This window comes from Streptomyces argenteolus, from assembly GCF_042902585.1.
Classification (GTDB): Bacteria; Actinomycetota; Actinomycetes; order Streptomycetales; family Streptomycetaceae; genus Streptomyces; species Streptomyces argenteolus.
The window spans coordinates 461,980-478,592 of record NZ_JBIBEG010000006.1 but is presented as its reverse complement, the minus strand read 5'-3'; the positions used below and the strand labels follow the sequence as shown (position 1 = coordinate 478,592).

General features: G+C 72.2%; 15 protein-coding genes and 1 riboswitch. Of the genes, 3 read left to right on the top strand and 12 right to left on the bottom strand.

Annotated elements, in window-relative coordinates:
- Positions 1–288: 288 nt before the first annotated feature.
- Positions 289–2,193, top strand: a complete 1,905-nt coding sequence (locus ACFY8O_RS23425) for an AAA family ATPase (protein ID WP_387905291.1) — start codon at positions 289–291, stop codon at positions 2,191–2,193.
- 79 nt (positions 2,194–2,272) lie between these two features.
- On the opposite strand, the gene ACFY8O_RS23420 is transcribed toward ACFY8O_RS23425, so the two are convergent.
- The 11 genes from ACFY8O_RS23420 to ACFY8O_RS23370 form a co-directional block, all read right to left on the bottom strand.
- On the bottom strand, positions 2,273–3,358 hold the full coding sequence (locus ACFY8O_RS23420) for a hemolysin family protein (RefSeq protein WP_145812482.1): 1,086 nt from the start codon (positions 3,356–3,358) through the stop codon (positions 2,273–2,275).
- Positions 3,355–4,722 (bottom strand): hemolysin family protein, encoded by a 1,368-nt coding sequence (locus ACFY8O_RS23415; RefSeq protein ID WP_387905287.1) that lies wholly within the window; start codon positions 4,720–4,722, stop codon positions 3,355–3,357. The genes ACFY8O_RS23420 and ACFY8O_RS23415 overlap by 4 nt, the downstream gene beginning before the upstream one ends.
- A 189-nt stretch (positions 4,723–4,911) precedes the next feature.
- On the bottom strand, positions 4,912–5,391 hold the full coding sequence (locus ACFY8O_RS23410; protein ID WP_387905285.1) for a PH domain-containing protein: 480 nt from the start codon (positions 5,389–5,391) through the stop codon (positions 4,912–4,914).
- A gap of 95 nt (positions 5,392–5,486) precedes the next feature.
- The gene (gene hisG / locus ACFY8O_RS23405) at positions 5,487–6,335 is read right to left on the bottom strand and encodes an ATP phosphoribosyltransferase (RefSeq protein ID WP_145812475.1); all 849 of its coding nucleotides are present in this window, start codon (positions 6,333–6,335) and stop codon (positions 5,487–5,489) included.
- A gap of 51 nt (positions 6,336–6,386) precedes the next feature.
- Complete coding sequence (locus ACFY8O_RS23400; RefSeq protein WP_031097852.1) at positions 6,387–6,659, bottom strand: phosphoribosyl-ATP diphosphatase; 273 nt, start codon at positions 6,657–6,659, stop codon at positions 6,387–6,389.
- 35 nt (positions 6,660–6,694) lie between these two features.
- Positions 6,695–7,180 (bottom strand): 6,7-dimethyl-8-ribityllumazine synthase, encoded by a 486-nt coding sequence (gene ribH / locus ACFY8O_RS23395; RefSeq protein ID WP_073751806.1) that lies wholly within the window; start codon positions 7,178–7,180, stop codon positions 6,695–6,697.
- A gap of 25 nt (positions 7,181–7,205) precedes the next feature.
- On the bottom strand, positions 7,206–8,495 hold the full coding sequence (locus tag ACFY8O_RS23390; protein WP_145812473.1) for a bifunctional 3,4-dihydroxy-2-butanone-4-phosphate synthase/GTP cyclohydrolase II: 1,290 nt from the start codon (positions 8,493–8,495) through the stop codon (positions 7,206–7,208).
- Complete coding sequence (locus ACFY8O_RS23385; protein WP_145812471.1) at positions 8,492–9,136, bottom strand: nicotinamide mononucleotide transporter family protein; 645 nt, start codon at positions 9,134–9,136, stop codon at positions 8,492–8,494. Before ACFY8O_RS23385 ends, ACFY8O_RS23390 begins: the two co-directional genes overlap by 4 nt.
- Positions 9,133–9,753, bottom strand: a complete 621-nt coding sequence (locus tag ACFY8O_RS23380) for a riboflavin synthase (protein ID WP_387905280.1) — start codon at positions 9,751–9,753, stop codon at positions 9,133–9,135. The genes ACFY8O_RS23385 and ACFY8O_RS23380 overlap by 4 nt, the downstream gene beginning before the upstream one ends.
- On the bottom strand, positions 9,754–10,854 hold the full coding sequence (ribD, locus tag ACFY8O_RS23375) for a bifunctional diaminohydroxyphosphoribosylaminopyrimidine deaminase/5-amino-6-(5-phosphoribosylamino)uracil reductase RibD (RefSeq protein ID WP_145812466.1): 1,101 nt from the start codon (positions 10,852–10,854) through the stop codon (positions 9,754–9,756).
- A 161-nt stretch (positions 10,855–11,015) separates the two neighbouring features.
- Positions 11,016–11,146, bottom strand: a riboswitch (FMN riboswitch).
- Positions 11,147–11,213: 67 nt separating this feature from the next.
- Complete coding sequence (locus ACFY8O_RS23370; RefSeq protein ID WP_387905278.1) at positions 11,214–12,446, bottom strand: ROK family transcriptional regulator; 1,233 nt, start codon at positions 12,444–12,446, stop codon at positions 11,214–11,216.
- A 142-nt stretch (positions 12,447–12,588) separates the two neighbouring features.
- Here ACFY8O_RS23370 and ACFY8O_RS23365 point away from each other — a divergent pair, with 142 nt between their 5' ends.
- Positions 12,589–13,818, top strand: a complete 1,230-nt coding sequence (locus ACFY8O_RS23365; RefSeq protein WP_387905275.1) for an MFS transporter — start codon at positions 12,589–12,591, stop codon at positions 13,816–13,818.
- A gap of 163 nt (positions 13,819–13,981) precedes the next feature.
- Entirely contained in the window at positions 13,982–15,373 is a 1,392-nt protein-coding gene (locus ACFY8O_RS23360) for a uracil-xanthine permease family protein (RefSeq protein ID WP_145812460.1), read from the top strand.
- A gap of 16 nt (positions 15,374–15,389) precedes the next feature.
- On the opposite strand, the gene ACFY8O_RS23355 is transcribed toward ACFY8O_RS23360, so the two are convergent.
- A complete protein-coding gene (locus ACFY8O_RS23355) occupies positions 15,390–16,586 on the bottom strand; it encodes a glycoside hydrolase family 6 protein (RefSeq protein WP_387905273.1) in 1,197 nt (398 codons plus the stop codon).
- Positions 16,587–16,613 lie beyond the last annotated feature (27 nt).

The window sequence follows — 16,613 nt, the reverse complement described above, 5'->3', positions numbered from 1 at the left end:
TTCTCGATGTGGGGCTTTTCGGAGCCCCCCGCAGACGCGAAGCCCCCGGTTGTTCCCCCGTGATCGGGGGCTTCGTCCTGCCCTCGTGAGACGTCGGGAAGCCGCGTCCACTCACGCTCGGTGACCTCCCCCGAAGCGCCGGTTACGCCCTTAACCGCTCACTCCCTGTGCAGGTACGATGCGTCTCGGTGTGGTCAATTCCCGTCCCCGGGACGGTGATTAGGCGTGCTGCGCTGGGCATGCTGTGCGGGCGGGACATTCGTGGGGGCACGGTTTGTGGGGGACCTGATGGACATCGGCACGCAGGGCGCACAGGCCCCGGCCGACCTCGCCTGGCTGCGCGGGGTGGACGCCTACACCATGGGCGCGTACCCGCAGGCAGAGGAGGAGTTCAGGACGGCGGTGCGTTTCGACCCCGGTATGGCCGACGGCTGGCTGGGACTCCACGCGCTGCGGATCGACACCACCACCGCGCTGTTGCGCATGTATCGCCACCGCGAGCGCTTCGGGGAGCAGCGCAAACGCCATCGCCGCACACTCAACTCGTGGTACTGGCTGGGCTGGTGGGTGCAACCGGTGCTGGAGAGCCCGCGCGACCTGCTGCTCGCGCACGCCTCGCACTGGCTGGACGGCCGCCATGTGCCGGAGCTGGACCGCGCGCTGGCGGGTCTGCCACCGGTCGACGCCGATCCGCAGGTCCGTTTCCTTCACGCCTGCCGCTCCTATCTGGTCAAGGACTGGGAGCAGCTGGTCCGCACGACGGAACAGCTCCTCGACGATCCGCTGCTCGGCATCGAGGCGGGGCTCTTCGGCGGGATGGCCCGGGTGCGCCTGGAGATGTACGGGCAGGCGGAACCCCTCCTGGCCGCCGCGTTGATGCGCTGCCGGAGCGAGCAGCCGCAGCGCAAGGAGCTGCGCTACTGGCTGGCGCGGGCGCACGAGGGCACCGGCCGCAGTGCGGCGGCCCTGCCGCTGTACCGGGCGGTGCACCGCGTCGACCCGGCCTTCATGGACACCTCGGCCAGGCTCGCCGCCATCTCCGAGGGGGACGGTTTCGACGAGGCGGCCGATCTCGCCGCGGTCTCGCTGGCCGGCTTCGGCTCGGACGGGGCGGGCACGGAGGCCCAGCCGGACGGTGACACGGTCCCCGGTACGGATCTGGTGGACGGGCGGGAGCCCTGGCTCGGCGGTGATCCGCTGCTGCTGTCCGGCGCCGGGGTTCCGCCGCCCGGTTCCGGCTGCGGTGCGCGGGAGAAGCCGGGCCCGCCGAGGACGGCCGTCTTCCCCGCCGGCCCCAGCGATCCCGCGCTGCTCGCCGAGGCGCTGGCCGAGCTGGAGCGCATGGTCGGCCTGGAACCCGTGAAACGCCAGGTCAGAGCCCTGTCGGCGCAGCTGAACATGGCGCGGCTGCGGGCGGAGCAGGGCTTGCCGGTGCAGCCGCCGAAGCGCCACTTCGTCTTCTCCGGCCCCTCCGGGACGGGCAAGACCACGGTCGCCCGCATCCTGGGCCGGGTGTTCTACGCACTCGGGCTGCTCGGCGGCGATCATCTGGTGGAGGCCCAACGGTCCGATCTGGTGGGCGAGTTCCTCGGCCAGACGGCGGTGAAGGCCAACGAGCTGATCGATTCGGCCCTCGGCGGGGTGCTGTTCGTCGACGAGGCGTACAGCCTCTCCAACTCCGGCTACAGCAAGGGGGACGCGTACGGCGACGAGGCTCTTCAGGTCCTCCTGAAGCGTGCCGAGGACAACCGGGACCACCTGGTCGTCATACTCGCCGGCTATCCGGAGGGCATGGACCGGCTGCTCTCCACCAACCCCGGGCTCTCCTCGCGTTTCACCACCCGGGTGGACTTCCCCAGCTACCGCCCCCTCGAACTGACCGCGATCGGCGAGGTGCTGGCCGCGGACAACGGCGACGTGTGGGACGAGGAGTCGCTGGACGAACTGCGCAGCATCAGCGGGCACGTGGTGGACCAGGGCTGGATCGACGAGCTGGGCAACGGCCGCTTCCTGCGCACCCTGTACGAGAAGAGCTGCGCCTACCGTGACCTGCGGCTCTCGGGGTACACGGTCACGCCGAACCGGGACGACCTGGCCACGCTGCGGCTGCCGGATCTGATGCAGGCGTACGGCGAGGTGCTGTCCGGGCGCGGGCCCGTGGACCGCGGGAAGCAGGGACCGGGAGGGCTGTAGAGCCGGTCGCCGGACGAGCCCGGACCGCACGCCGACCGACCGCCGGACGAGCCCCGAGAGGCCCGTCCGGCGACGTCGGTCAGCCCAGAGGCGCCATGGCTCTCGGCGCCTCCACCGTGCGGCGGGGCACCGAGACCCGGTGGGCCGGGTCTCGGACCTCGCCCACGAGCATCTCCAGGACGTCCTCCATGGCGACGAGGCCGAGCACCCGCCCCGAGGCGTCCGCGACCTGGGCGAGGTGCGTGGCCGCGCGGCGCATCACCGTCAGGGCGTCGTCCAGCGGGAGTTCGGCCCGTACGGTCGCCATCGGGCGCCAGATCTGCTGGGGCACGGCCCGTTCGGCGTCCTCCAGCTCCAGGACGTCCTTCACGTGCAGATAGCCCATGAACGGGCCTCCGCCCTCCGCGCAGACGGGAAAGCGCGAGTAGCCGGTCCGTACGGTCAGCTCCTCCAGGCGGCGCGGGGTGACCGAGGGGTCCACCGTCACCAGGGAGGCCCGGTCGAGCAGCACGTCGGTCACGGGCCGGCTGCCCAGTTCGAGGGCGTCCCCGAGGCGTTCCTGCGCCTCCGGTTCCAGCAGGCCCGCCATACCGGAGTCCTCCACCAGCCGGTTGAGCTGTTCACTGGTGAAGACGGCCTCGACCTCGTCCTTGGGCTCGACCTTGAAGAGCCGCAGGACGACCCGGGCACAGGCTCCGAGCGCCGAGGTGACCGGGCGGCAGAGCCGGGCGAAGCCGACCAGGCCGGGGCTGAGCCACAGCGCGGTCTTCTCGGGGGCGGCCATCGCCAGGTTCTTCGGGACCATCTCGCCGATGACGAGGTGGAGGAAGACCACGGAGACAAGGGCCACCGCGAAGCCCAGCGGATGGACCAGGCCCTCGGGCAGGTGCGCCGCGTGGAAGACGGGTTCCAGCAGATGGGCGACGGTCGGCTCGGCGACCGCGCCGAGCGTGAGCGAGCAGACGGTGATGCCGAACTGGGCGGCGGCCATCATCTGCGGCAGGTTCTCCAGGCCGTACAGGACCTGCTTGGCCCGGCTCGACCCGGCCGCGGCAAGGGGTTCGACCTGACTGCGCCGTACGGAGACGAGTGCGAACTCCGCGCCGACGAAGAAGCCGTTGGCCAGCACCAGGAGGCCGGCGAACATCAGCTGCACGAGGCTCATCGCACGGCCTCCATCAGGTCCTGGGTGAGGCGCTCCGGTGTCACGGGCGGCAGGTCCGCCAGGCGGACGAAGCGGACCCGCTCGGCGCGGTAGTGGCCGACCTGGCGGACGGAGATCCGCCACCCGGGCAGTTCCGCGCGGTCACCGGGTACGGGGATGCGCCCCAGCAGATCGGCGACCAGCCCCGCCACGGTCTCGTACGGCCCGTCGGGCACGTCGAGGCCGGTCCGTCGCAGGGTCAGCACCCGGGTGCTGCCTTCCACGTCCCAGCCCGGGCGCCCGTCCTCGGCGACGACGGGTGTCAGCTCGGGACGGTCGGCGCCCTCGGCGTCGTGCTCGTCCCTGACCTCGCCGACGAGCTCCTCGATGATGTCCTCCAGGGTGACGACGCCGGCGGTGCCGCCGTACTCGTCGACCACCACGGCTATCGGCTGCTCGCTGCGCAGCCGCTGGAGCAGCTGTTCGACGGGCAGGGACTCCGGCACCAGGAGCGGTGGGACGGCGATCCCGCTCACCGGGGTGCGCAGCCGGTCCTGGGCGGGTACGGCCAGGGCGTTCTTGAGGTGCACCATGCCGACCACCTCGTCGATGCGCTCCCGGTAGACGGGGAAGCGGGACAGCCCGGTGGCCCGGGTGAGGTTGAGGACGTCCGCCGCGGTCGCCGAGGACTGCAGGGCGCTGACCTTCACACGCGGGGTCATGACGTGCTGGGCGGTGAGTCCGGCGAGGGACAGGGTGCGCACGAACAGGTCGGCGGTGTCCTGCTCCAGGGTGCCTGCCTCGGCGGAGTGCCGGGCGAGGGAGACCAGTTCGCCGGGGGTGCGGGCGGATGCCAGCTCGTCGGTGGGCTCGACGCCCAGCAGCCGTACCAGCCGGTTGGCGACGGTGTTCAGCGCGGTGATCACCGGGCGCAGGAGGGTGGAGAAGCGGTGCTGGGGCCCGGCGACGAACCGGGCCACCTGGAGCGGCCGGGAGACCGCCCAGTTCTTCGGTACCAGTTCACCGACCACCATCTGGACGGCGGAGGCGAACAGCATCCCGATCACGACGCTCGCTCCGGGGACGGCGCCCGCGGGAAGTCCGAGGGTGGTGAGCGGTCCCGCGAGCAGCTGGGCGAGCGCGGGTTCGGCGAGCATGCCGACGACCAGCGAGGTGACGGTGATGCCGAGCTGGGTGCCGGAGAGCTGGAAGGAGAGTTCACGCAGGGCCGCGACGACGGTGCGGGCCCGGCGGTCGCCTTCGGCGGCGGCGCGCTCGGCGTCCGGCCGGTCCACGGTGACGAGCCCGAATTCGGCTGCCACGAAGAATCCGTTGGCGAGGATGAGAAGGAATGCCGCGAGGAGCAGCAACAGGGGGGTGGTCATGCCGCCGCCTCCGGAGAGAGGGCGGCGCAGGTACTACCGGACGATCCGTCCATTGCTGGAGGGAGTCACTCCTTGGGTCGCAGGAAAGGGCCCCGCGGGCCTCGGGGGCCGTCTGCTGCGGGGCGGGGCGCACCCGGTGCGCCACCGGGTCCCAGAATAATCGGGATCCGGCTCGACGGGGCAGAGGGCTCAGCCGTTCTCCGTGGCGTCGTTCACTCCGCTGCCGTGCAATTCGGCGAGAGCGCGCAGGGTCCGGGCGTCACGGATCGCCCGCTCCTTGGCCATTCCGGGCTGGATTCCGAGGGCGGGCATGCTGGTGCCGTCACTGAGGTCGAGGAAGACCCACGGGTCTCCGGCACGCAGGTTGACGCGGAGGATCTCCGCCCAGGCCAGGCGCCGGGTGCGGGTGATGTTGACGACGGTGACCCCGTCCTCGTCCACGGTGATGTGGGGCCTGCTGAGCAGGGCGAGGACCCCGAAGAACAGCAGGGCGACGAGGACGAAGCTGGCGCGCTCCCCCGGGCCGAGGTTCTCCAGTATCAGTGCGATCACGGTGATGACGAGGAACGTCGCCGCCCCCACGGCGAGCAGGACCACTCGGGTGAGGGTGGGCCGGAAGGTGGCCGGGAGGGAGGGAAGCCCGGGCGGCCGGGTCGCGGGGGCGGACATGGCGGCGCTGTCGTCCTTAGGTGTGCGGTGTTCCGGAGGTCTTCGGAGGGCTCCGGCCGGGTGTGGTGGGCCGGCCGGGGCCGTCCGTCCGGCGGTCAGAGGCGGCAGGCGTGGATGGCCGTCGTGAGGATGGCGCGCGCCCCCAGCTCGTACAGGTCGTCCATGATCCGCTGGGCTTCCTTGGACGCGACCATGGACCGGACGGCGACCCAGCCCTCGTGGTGCAGCGGGGAGATGGTCGGCGACTCCAGGCCCGGCGTGAGGGCGACGGCGCGCTCCAGGTGCTCGACGCGGCAGTCGTAGTCCATCATCACGTACGTGCGGGCGACCAGGACACCCTGGAGGCGGCGCAGGAACTGCTGGACCTTGGGTTCCTCGGCGTCGGCGCCCTTGCGCCGGATCACGACGGCCTCCGACGTCATGATCGGCTCGCCGATCACCTCGAGTCCGGCGTTGCGCAGGCTGGTGCCGGTCTCGACGACGTCGGCGATGACCTGGGCCACACCGAGCTCGATGGCGGTCTCGACCGCGCCGTCGAGGTGGACGACGGACGCCTTGACGCCCGCCTCCGCGAGGTGGGCCCCGACGATGCCCTCGTAGGAGGTGGCGATCGTCATGCCGTCGAAGTCCTGGGGACCGTCGGCCGTGCCGGGCTTGGTGGCGTAGCGGAAGGTGGAGCGCGCGAAGCCGAGCTGGAGGATCTCCTCGGCCTCGGCGCCCGAGTCGAGGAGGAGGTCGCGGCCGGTGATCCCGATGTCGAGGCGGCCTGAGCTGACGTAGATCGCGATGTCGCGCGGCCTCAGGTAGAAGAACTCCACCTCGTTCGACGGGTCGACGAGGACGAGTTCCTTCGACTCCTTGCGCTGCTGGTAGCCGGCCTCATGGAGCATCGCCATCGCAGGCCCGGAGAGTGAACCCTTGTTAGGGACGGCGATGCGCAGCATGAGGTCGGGTTTCCTTTGTGCGGAGGGATGTTCGGGGGCGTGCGGCGTGGCTCAGAGGTGGGCGTAGACGTCGTCGAGGGAGATCCCGCGGGCGACCATCATCACCTGGACGTGGTACAGCAGCTGCGAGATCTCCTCGGCGGCGGCTTCCTTGCCCTCGTACTCGGCGGCCATCCACACCTCGGCGGCCTCCTCGACGACCTTCTTGCCGATGGCATGCACGCCCTTGTCCACCAGTTCGGCGGTGCGGGAGGTGGAGGGGTCGCCGTCGGCGGCCTTGAGCTGCAGCTCGGCGAAGAGCTCTTCGAAGGTTTTGTTCGCCATGATGGTCCTTAGAATACGGGGTCCCGGAGCACTGCTCAGCGCCAGGGTTCGCTTACGGTCCGCAGCGTGGCCGCGGTGGCGACGGCCGCGGTGACCGCTTCGTGCCCCTTGTCCTCGTTGGAACCCTCGAGCCCGGCACGGTCCAGGGCCTGTTCCTCGTTGTCACAGGTGAGGACGCCGAAGCCGACGGGCACTCCGGTGTCGACCGTCACCTGGGTGAGGCCGTTGGTGACGCCCTGGGACACGTACTCGAAGTGGGGGGTGCCACCGCGGATGATCACGCCGAGGGCGACGATCGCGTCGTAGCCGCGGCCGGCGAGCACCTTGGCGACCACCGGGAGCTCGAAGCTTCCGGGGACCCGGAGCAGCGTCGGCTCGTCGATGCCCAGGTCGTGCAGGGCGCGCAGCGCCCCGTCGACCAGCCCGTCCATGACCTTCTCGTGCCACTGGGCCGCGATCACCGCCACCCGCAGGTCCCCGCAGTTGCGTACGGACAGTTCGGGTGCGCCCTTGCCGCTCATGTCTCTCCTGTGTGTTCGTCGGTGGTTACTGGTTGCCGCAGGCGGACGCGACGGTGGCGTCGAGCCACGGCAGGTCGTGTCCCATACGGTCCCGCTTGGTGCGCAGGTAGCGGAGGTTGTGCTCGCCGGCCTGGACGGGCATGGGCTCGCGCCCGGTGATCCCGAGGCCGTACCGCACGAGCGCGGCGGTCTTGTCCGGGTTGTTGGTCATCAGGCGCAGGGTGCGCACGCCCAGGTCACGCAGTATCTGCGCGCCCGCCGCGTAGTCCCGGGCGTCGGCGGGCAGGCCGAGTTCGAGGTTGGCGTCGAGCGTGTCGGAGCCGCGCTCCTGGAGTTCGTACGCGCGCAGCTTGGACACCAGCCCGATGCCCCTGCCCTCGTGTCCGCGCAGGTAGACGACGACCCCTCGTCCCTCTGCCGTGACACGCTCCATGGAGGTGTGCAGCTGGGGGCCGCAGTCGCAGCGCTGGGACTGGAAGATGTCACCGGTGAGGCATTCGGAGTGCATCCGGACGAGGACGTCCTGACCGTCACCGATGTCGCCGTGGACGAGGGCGACGTGCTCGACGCCGTCGACGACGGAGCGGTAGCCGTACGCGGTGAAGGGGCCGAAGGCCGTCGGCAGCCGCACCTCGGCCTCACGGCGCACGGTCGGTTCGGAACTGCGGCGGTAGGCGATCAGGTCCTCGATGGAGATGATCGTGAGGCCGTGCTTGCGGGCGAACGGGACGAGTTCGGGCAGCCGCAGCATCACCCCGTCCTCACCGGCGATCTCGACGATGGCTCCCGCGGGGCGCAGCCCGGCGAGACGGGCCAGGTCGACCGCGGCCTCGGTGTGTCCGTTGCGGACGAGGACCCCTCCGGAGCGGGCGCGGAGCGGGAAGACGTGGCCGGGCCGCACGAAGTCGCCGGGGCCCGCCCTGCCGCCCGCCAGCATCCGCAGGGTGGTGGCACGGTCGGCGGCGGAGATCCCGGTGCTCACCCCGTGCTCCGCGGAGGCGTCCACGGAGACGGTGAAGGCCGTCTTCATCGACTCGGTGTTGTGCGTGACCATCTGCGGGAGTTCGAGGCGTTCGAGCTCGTCGTTCTCCATGGGCGCGCAGATCAGGCCCCGGCACTCGCTCATCATGAAGGCGACGATCTCGGGGGTCGCCTTCTCGGCGGCGATGACGAGGTCGCCCTCGTTCTCGCGGTTCTCGTCGTCGACGACCACCACGGGCCGTCCGGCGGCGATGTCGCGGATCGCCTGCTCCACGGGGTCGAGCGAGAGGTCGTCGAGGGTGCGGTCGTGCAACCAGGCGGGCTGGGCTGTCATGCCGTGGCTCCCTTCAGAGCGGGTGTCCGCGTACGCAGCCACCAGTCGCGCATGCCCCACAGGACGAGCGCGCCGTAGACGACGTAGATGAGGCCGGAGAAGGCGAGGCCGCTGTGGAAGTTCAGCGGTACGCCGACGAGGTCGACGAGCAGCCAGGCGAACCAGAACTCCACCATGCCGCGCGCCTGGGCGATCATCGCCACGAGGGTCCCGGCGAAGATGTAGGCGTCGGCCCACGGGCTCCAGGAGAGCGAGGGGAAGGCCGTGAACAGCCCGCCGACCGCGAGGGTGCCGAGGGCGGCGCCGCCCAGCAGGTAGCCGCGCTCGCGCCAGGTGGCGAAGCGCACGGCGATGGAGCCGTCCTGGGCCTGCTGCCTGCCACGGGTCCACTGCTGCCAGCCCCAGACGGCGACGGCGATGACGATCAGCTGCTTGCCGACGCTGCCCGCCTGCTGCACGGAGACGTTGGCGGCGACGAGGACGACTCCGGACAGGAGCTGGGCGGGCCAGGTCCACACCGAGCGCAGCCAGCCGAGGGCCAGGGCGATCAGGCCGATCGTGTTGCCGATCATGTCCGACCAGATGATGTGCTGCCCGAAGGCGCTGAAGGCCTCCGAGTTCAGCCAGTCCAGGGCGTTCATGCGACCGACTCCCCGGCTTCCGGGGCGGAGCCGTGGGCGAGCAGCCGCTCCACGTACTTCGCGAGGACGTCCACCTCCAGGTTGACCGGGTCGCCGGGCTTCTTGATGCCGAGCGTGGTCAGCGCGAGGGTGGTGGGGATGAGGCTGATGGTGAAGTGGTCGGGAGCCGCGTCGACGACGGTCAGGCTCACGCCGTCGACGGTGATCGAGCCCTTCTCCACCACGTAGCGGGTCAGTCCGGCGGGCAGGGAGATCTTCACGATCTCCCAGTTCTCGGAGACCGTGCGGTCGACGATCGTGCCCGTGCCGTCCACGTGCCCCTGGACGATGTGCCCGCCGAGCCTGCCGCCGAGGGCCATGGGGCGTTCCAGGTTGACCCGGGAGCCCGGTGCGAGCGCGCCGAGGCTGGAGCGTTCCAGGGTCTCGGCCATGACGTCGGCGGTGAACTCGTTCTCCGCGAGGTCCACGACGGTGAGGCAGACGCCGTTGACGGCGATGGAGTCGCCGTGTTTGGCGCCGTCGGTGACGACGGGGCCGCGCAGCCGGAAGCGGGAGGCGTCGTCGAGCTTCTCGACGGCGGTGACCTCACCCAGTTCTTCGACAATTCCGGTGAACACTCAGTTTCCCTTCCGAGCAGGAACGGGGACGGCGGTGATGCGCAGATCGGGGCCGATTCGGACGGTCTCGGTCACATCGAGGCGCAACGCCTGGGAGATGGTGGAGATTCCGGCGTCGGCGAGGGCCGCCGGGCCCGCGCCGAGGAGGACCGGAGCGAGGTAGCCGACGACGGTGTCGACCGCTCCCGCGGCGACGAAGGAGCCGGCGAGGACCGGGCCTCCTTCGAGGAGTACGGATCGGATGCCCCGCCCGTGGAGGGCCGCGAGCAGCGCGTCGATGTCCAGGCCGGGGCCGGCGGCGGCGCGCGGGAGGCGCAGCACGGCCTCCTCGGGGAGGTGACCGGCGTCGGCGTCGCCGGCGACCGCGACCAGGGTGGGCGCGGTCCCGTCGAGGACCCGGGCCCCTGGCCGTACGGCCGTGGCGGCGGTGTCGACGACCACCCGGAGCGGCTGGGTGGCGCCCTCGACGCCGCGTACACCGAGCTGGGGGTCGTCGGCGCGGGCGGTGCCCGATCCGACCACGACCGCGTCGGCCTCGGCGCGGAGCCGGTGGACGTCGGCGCGGGACTCGGGGGAGGTGATCCAGCGGCTGGTGGCGTCGGCGGCGGCGATCCGGCCGTCGAGGGTGGCCGCGTACTTCCACAGGACGTACGGGCGGCCGAGGCGCACCGAGGTGAGCCACGCGGTGTTGCCCGCCTCCGCCTCGTCGGCCAGGAGGCCCTGCTCCACCTCGACGCCCGCGGCGCGGAGGGTGTCCGCACCGCCGGTGGCCTGCGGGTTCGGATCGCTCACCGCGTAGACGACACGCCGTACGCCGGCCTCGATGAGGGCCTGGGCGCAGGGGCCCGTGCGTCCGGTGTGGTTACAGGGTTCGAGGGTAACGAGAGCGGTGCCGCCACGGGCCCGTACGCCGGCCTCACGCAGGGCGTGGATCTCGGCGTGCGGTCCCCCGGCGCGCTGGTGGAAGCCTTCTCCGGCCTGTTCGCCGTCGGCGTCGAGGACGACGCATCCGACGACCGGGTTCGGGCTGGTGGCGCCGAGTCCGCGGGCCGCGAGCGTGATCGCCCGCCGCATGGCGGTTCTTTCGGCTGCGGTGGCCACCGGGTCCTCCTGCCTCTTCGGGCACGGACTCCGGGGCCTGTCGATGACGACAGATGAAGCGGAACGCGAACAGGGACATGCCGACATCCGAAGGGACGGATGCGATCGTCCCGGACACCCCGGAACGCATCCGCCTACGGCGGCACACCTGCAACGGCCCGCCGCGCACTGCCTCCCATCCGGACTTTCACCGTCGGTCCAGGAATCTCACCTGGTCAACCGGCCGCTGGATGCGGACGGGTCGCGGACTATAACCGCCGGTTCGGAATTACACCGACCCCGGAGTGCGCTGCTGCTGATACAGACGTCATTCTGCCACGTAAGGCAAGGGTCCATCCGGGTGCCTTGTGTGGAACCGCTCACAGGCGGCCGTGCGCCACCGCGTCCGCCGAGCCCGCCCCGGGGGCGAAGAGGGCGTCCTGGGCCGCCTCCCTCGCGGCGAACAGGGCGCCGCGCATGACCGCGCCGCCGCCCAGCGTGCCGGCCCTGACCTCCGTGCGCAGCGGCGACATCCGGGCCAGCCGCTCCTCCACCCGCGCGGCCAGCGCGTCGCCGCCGGCCCGGCCGACCTCACCGGCCAGGACGAGGCAGCCGGGGTCCAGGACGGAGACGACGGAGGCGGCCCCCAGCGCGAGGCGGTCGGAGAGGGCGGCGAGGAACGCCTCGCCGGCCGCACCGCCGTCGCGCAGCGCGGCGCGTACGGCGAACGCCGCGGCGGGGTCCTGCTCCTGCGCCGCGTCCGGCGACGGGGGCCGGGCCCCGATGCCGTGCTCCTTGGCCAGTTCGCAGACGGCCGCCGATCCCACCAAGGAGTGAAAGCCACCGTCGCAGTTGACCGACGAGGGGACCCCCGACGTGCCGGGCACGGGGAGGAAGCCGATCTCACCCGCTCCTCCCGAGGCACCCCGCCGCAGCTTCCCGTCGAGCATGACGGCGGCGCCGATGCCGTGGCCGAGCCAGAGCAGGACGAAGGTGTCGCGGTCCTGGGCGGCGCCGATGCGGTGTTCGGCGACGGCGGCGAGGTTGGTCTCGTTCTCCACGAGGACCGTGGCGGACAGCCTGCGCTGGAGCTCCTTCACCAGGGCCCGGTGCCAGCCCGGCAGGCCCGCGGTGGGGCGGAGTTCGCCGCTGAGGGGGTCGATCAGGCCGGGGGCGCCGATGCCCACGCTGTGGAGCGGGGCCGGGCCCGCGCTGCGGGCGGTGCGCTCCAGCATGGCGACGGCCCGCTCGACGGCGGGCCCCGTCCCGGTGTCGCTGCCGATCGGCAGGGTCGCCTCCGCGAGCGTGACGCCCAGCAGGTCCGCGACGGCCACGGCGACGCTGTCCGTACGGACATCGAGGGCGGCCAGGTGCGCGCGGTCGGCGACGATCCCGTACAGCCGGGCGTTGGGCCCGCGGCGGTCCGCGCCGCTCTCCCCCACGACCCTGACCAGGCCCGCGTCCTGGAGCCGCTCCACCAGGTCGGCGACCGTGGGACGGGAGAGCCCCGTCAGGGTCTTCAGCTGAGTGGCCGTCAGCGGGCCGTCCTGCTGGAGCAGTCGCAGGGCGAGCCGGTCGTTGATGGCCCGGGCGGTGCTCGGGGATGCGGGCATGCCGGGATCCTTCCAGATCGCTGACGGTGCGCCGCCAGGGGGGTTATTTATCAGGCAGGGTTCCTGATAGTTTACGGCCCGCACCACGTTGCGGGCGCCGGAGACACCGGCGGGCGAGCATTCCCAGGGGAGGGCACGGCGTATGACAACGGATCCAGCGGTCCCGGTCTTCGGTACGGAGCAGATCAGACGGGCCAGGTACGCGATCGCGGCGGTCTTCACCGTGCACGGGGCGGTGACCGGCAGCTTCGCGACCCGCGTGCCCTGGATCCAGGACCACGCCTCGGTGAGTGCGGGCCAGCTGGGTCTGGCCCTGGCCTTCCCCGCCGTCGGAGCCTCGCTGGCCATGCCGCTGGCCAGCAGCATCAGCCACCGGTTCGGGGCCAGGAACGCCCTGCGAGGACTCCTGGCCCTGTGGACGCTGGCGCTGACCCTGCCCGCGCTGGCCCCCAACCTGATCACCCTGTGCGCCGCGCTGTTCGTGTTCGGGGCGAGCGCAGGGATGTCGGACGTCGCGATGAACGCGCTCGGCGTCGAGGTGGAGAACAGGCTGAACAAGTCGATCATGTCCGGGCTGCACGGCATGTGGAGCGTGGGCGCCCTGATCGGTTCGGCGGCCGGCACGGTCGCGGCGCACATCGGGACGGACGCCAGGCTGCACCACACACTGGCCGCGCTGGTGCTGACCACGCTCGGCCTGGTTGCCTGCCAGGGTGTGCTCGACCTGCGCAGCGAGCCCGGCGAGGAGCCGCCGCCGCGCTTCACCCTGCCGCCGAAGTCCGCTCTGGTCATCGGCGCGGTCGGCTTCTGCGCGGTCTTCGCCGAGGGGGCCAGCATGGACTGGTCGGCGGTCTACCTCCGCGACATCATGGGCAGCTCGGCCGGGCTCGCGGCGGCGTCGACCACCGCGTTCGCACTGATGATGGCCATCGCCAGGATCTCCGGCGACAGGATCGTCGACCGCTTCGGCGCGGTGCGGACCGTACGGGCCGGAGGCGCCCTGGCCACGCTGGGCGGACTCCTCGTCGTCCTGGCCCCCGGCCCCGCCGTCGCCCTGTGCGGCTTCGGGCTGCTGGGCCTCGGCGTGGCCGTCGTCGTGCCCCTCGCCTTCGCCGCGGCCGGGCGCAGCGGCACGAACCCGGGGCGGGCCATCGCGGGTGTCGCCACCATCACGTACACCTCGGGGCTCATCGCCCCCTCCGCGATCGGCTCCCTGGCCGAGACGACCTCGCTGCTCGTCTCCTTCGGCCTGGTCACGGCGCTGGCCTTCGGGCTGGTCCTGGGGGCCGGGGTACTGAGGTCGGCCGACCGCAAGGTCGCGGAGGGCGGCGTTCCGCAGCCCGCCCCGAGCGGAAGCCCGACGGTCGGCTGACGGACGGGCCGAGGTGCGGGGCGGCGGCGAGGGCGCACCTCCCCGCACCCGGCCGCGGCGGGGGCGCGCACGAGGCCACGGCGTTGCGGCACTACCATGGCTCTGATCTTTTTCCGCGGATGGACCCACTGGGCGTACCGCACACACCAATCAGGGAGCGACCATGGGCCTCGGCGTGCGCTGGACCTTGCACGGCGACGGAAAGACGCCCGCACCGGGGGCCGTGGTGCGCCCCGACGAGCGGCTCTCCTGGCCCCGCACCTTCGGTCTCGGGGCCCAGCACGTGGTGGCGATGTTCGGCGCGTCGTTCGTCGCTCCGGTCCTGATGGGGCTGGACCCGAACCTCGCGATCATGATGTCCGGTGTCGCGACCGCCATCTTCCTGCTGGCGACGAAGGGGAGGGTGCCGAGCTATCTGGGGTGCTCGCTCTCCTTCGTGGGGGTGGCCGCCACGATCCGGGCCACGGGTGGCACCAGCGCCACGGTCACCGGCGCGGTGCTGGTCGTCGGTGCCGTGCTCTTCCTGGTCGGGCTCATGGTGCAGCGCTTCGGCGCGCGGATCATCCACGCGGCGATGCCCCCGGTGGTGACGGGCGCCGTCGTCATGCTGATCGGTTTCAACCTGGCCCCCGTCACCGCGTCGACGTACTGGCCCCAGGACCAGTGGACCGCCCTGCTGGTCATGCTGTTCACCGGGCTGGCCGTGGTCTGCCTGCGCGGGTTCTTCTCCCGCATCGCGATCTTCCTCGGGCTGGTCTTCGGCTACGTCCTGTCCTGGGTGCTGGACCTGGTCTTCGGGAAGATCCACTCCCCGGCCGGCGGCGCCGAGGCCGTCGACCACTGGCGGCTGGACCTGTCCGCGGTGGCCGACGCCGACTGGATCGGGCTGCCGTCCTTCCACGCCCCGAGCTTCGAGTGGTCGGCGATCCTGGTCGCACTGCCGGTCGTCATCGCGCTGATCGCCGAGAACGCCGGGCACGTGAAGGCCGTCGGGGAGATGACCGGCGACTCGCTGGACGACAAGCTGGGCACCGCCATCGCGGCGGACGGCGCGGCCTCGATGCTGTCCACGGCCGTGGGCGGCCCGCCGAACACCACGTACTCCGAGAACATCGGGGTCATGGCGGCGACCCGCGTCTACTCCACCGCCGCCTACTGGGCCGCGGCCTTCTTCGCGCTGCTCTTCGGTCTCTGCCCCAAGTTCGGCGCGGTCGTCGCCGCGATCCCCGGCGGGGTGCTCGGCGGCATCACCGTCATCCTCTACGGCATGATCGGCCTGCTGGGCGCCCAGATCTGGCTGAACGCCAAGGTCGACCTGCGCAACCCGCTCAACCTCGTACCGGCCGCGGCGGGCATCATCATCGGCGTCGGCGGGGTCAGCCTGAAGATCACCGACAACTTCGAGCTGAGCGGGATCGCGCTCGGCACGCTCGTCGTGATCACCGGTTACCACGCACTGCGCGCGTTCGCCCCCGCGCACCTCAAGACGCAGGAGCCCCTGCTGGACTCCGGCACGTCCCAGTACGACGAGAAGCCGCCGGCCGACAAGGCCTGAGCAGGGCCAGGGCCGCTCAGCCGGTGGCCAGCTCGTAGGCGTAGCCGGGGGTGAAGGACCCGGCCGAGCCCTTGCAGCCGTCGGACTCCCCCGGCAGCTTCACCCAGAGGTAGGCGTCGATCCCGGCCGCACCGGTGTCCGTGGTGGGGGTCCTGCCGAGGGCCCGTCCGTCCGGGTCGCACCACTCACCGGCCTTCGGTGCCCCGTTGCCGTTGCGGCTGGTGTCGATGACGGCGCCCAGGCCGGGAGGGCCGTCGAGCGCGGCCAGCACCCGTCGGGCGTACGCCGTCTCGTCGGCCGTGCTGTGGAAGTTGGACACGTTGGTGAAGATGCCGTCGCCGCTGGTCGCGGCTCCCGCCTCGCGGAGCGCCGCGGCCTGTCGCGCCGCGCTGTGCCAGCCGGAGTGCCCGCCGTCGAAATAGACCCTGGCCCGTGGGTCGGCCGCGTGCAGCGTGCGGCCCGCGCGGGCCAGCGAGGCGAAGCGGTCGGCCCGCTGTCCGGCCGGCAGGCAGTCCGACAGGGCTATCGCGTCCGGTTCCAGGATCACGATGACCGGACCGCTGCCGAGGCCCGCGGCGAAGTCCTCCATCCACGCGTCGTAGGCGTCCAGGCCGGGCGCCCCTCCCCCGGAGGCCCCGCCGCAGTCCCGGTCGGGGATGGCGTACGGCACGAGCACGGGCGTACGTCCCGCCGCGGCGGCTGCGGCCGTCACACCGCGGACCTGGCCTGTGACGGCGCCCGGGTTGTAGGCGGGGAACCAGACCGCCGCGGGCTGCGACGCGATCCTCGACTCGATCAGCGGGCGGCGCGGATCGCTCCGGTGGGCGGCGACCCAGTCCAGGACCTGGGACTGCGGATGGCGGTGCAGTGCGGTGATCCCCCCGGCACGCCGCGCGGGCTTCGCCGACGGGGCCGGGGCGCCGCTCGCCGGTCCCGTCCTGGCCGGGCGCGGGCTCGCCGAAGCCGGGGCCGAGGGCGGCGCGGACGCCGGGGCGGACTCCGACGGGGTGGGCACGGCGGGCAGCGCTTCCAGGACCGGGGACGCCGTCGGGCCGGGGCGGGCGGTCGTACGCTCGCCGTCCTCCGCTGTCATCACCCCGGTCGCCGCGCCGGCCACCACGACGGCCGATGCCGGCGCGGCCATCGTGTGGCGCCCTGCGGCGCGCCTGCGCCGCCCCACCTCGGTCCTGCCGTGTTCCCGTACGCCCGACACCCCTCGTCCCCTCCTCCGGCGCCCGGT

Coding starts and splice junctions, on each gene's coding strand:
- ACFY8O_RS23390 (WP_145812473.1), bottom strand. CDS start 8,495: ATGACAGCCCAGCCCGCCTGGTTGCACGACCGCACCCTCGACGACCTC.
- ACFY8O_RS23365 (WP_387905275.1), top strand. CDS start 12,589: ATGACAACGGATCCAGCGGTCCCGGTCTTCGGTACGGAGCAGATCAGA.
- ACFY8O_RS23400 (WP_031097852.1), bottom strand. CDS start 6,659: ATGGCGAACAAAACCTTCGAAGAGCTCTTCGCCGAGCTGCAGCTCAAG.
- ACFY8O_RS23415 (WP_387905287.1), bottom strand. CDS start 4,722: ATGACCACCCCCCTGTTGCTGCTCCTCGCGGCATTCCTTCTCATCCTC.
- ACFY8O_RS23420 (WP_145812482.1), bottom strand. CDS start 3,358: ATGAGCCTCGTGCAGCTGATGTTCGCCGGCCTCCTGGTGCTGGCCAAC.
- ribH (WP_073751806.1), bottom strand. CDS start 7,180: ATGAGCGGCAAGGGCGCACCCGAACTGTCCGTACGCAACTGCGGGGAC.
- ACFY8O_RS23410 (WP_387905285.1), bottom strand. CDS start 5,391: ATGTCCGCCCCCGCGACCCGGCCGCCCGGGCTTCCCTCCCTCCCGGCC.
- ACFY8O_RS23425 (WP_387905291.1), top strand. CDS start 289: ATGGACATCGGCACGCAGGGCGCACAGGCCCCGGCCGACCTCGCCTGG.
- ACFY8O_RS23385 (WP_145812471.1), bottom strand. CDS start 9,136: ATGAACGCCCTGGACTGGCTGAACTCGGAGGCCTTCAGCGCCTTCGGG.
- hisG (WP_145812475.1), bottom strand. CDS start 6,335: ATGCTGCGCATCGCCGTCCCTAACAAGGGTTCACTCTCCGGGCCTGCG.
- ACFY8O_RS23370 (WP_387905278.1), bottom strand. CDS start 12,446: ATGCCCGCATCCCCGAGCACCGCCCGGGCCATCAACGACCGGCTCGCC.
- ACFY8O_RS23360 (WP_145812460.1), top strand. CDS start 13,982: ATGGGCCTCGGCGTGCGCTGGACCTTGCACGGCGACGGAAAGACGCCC.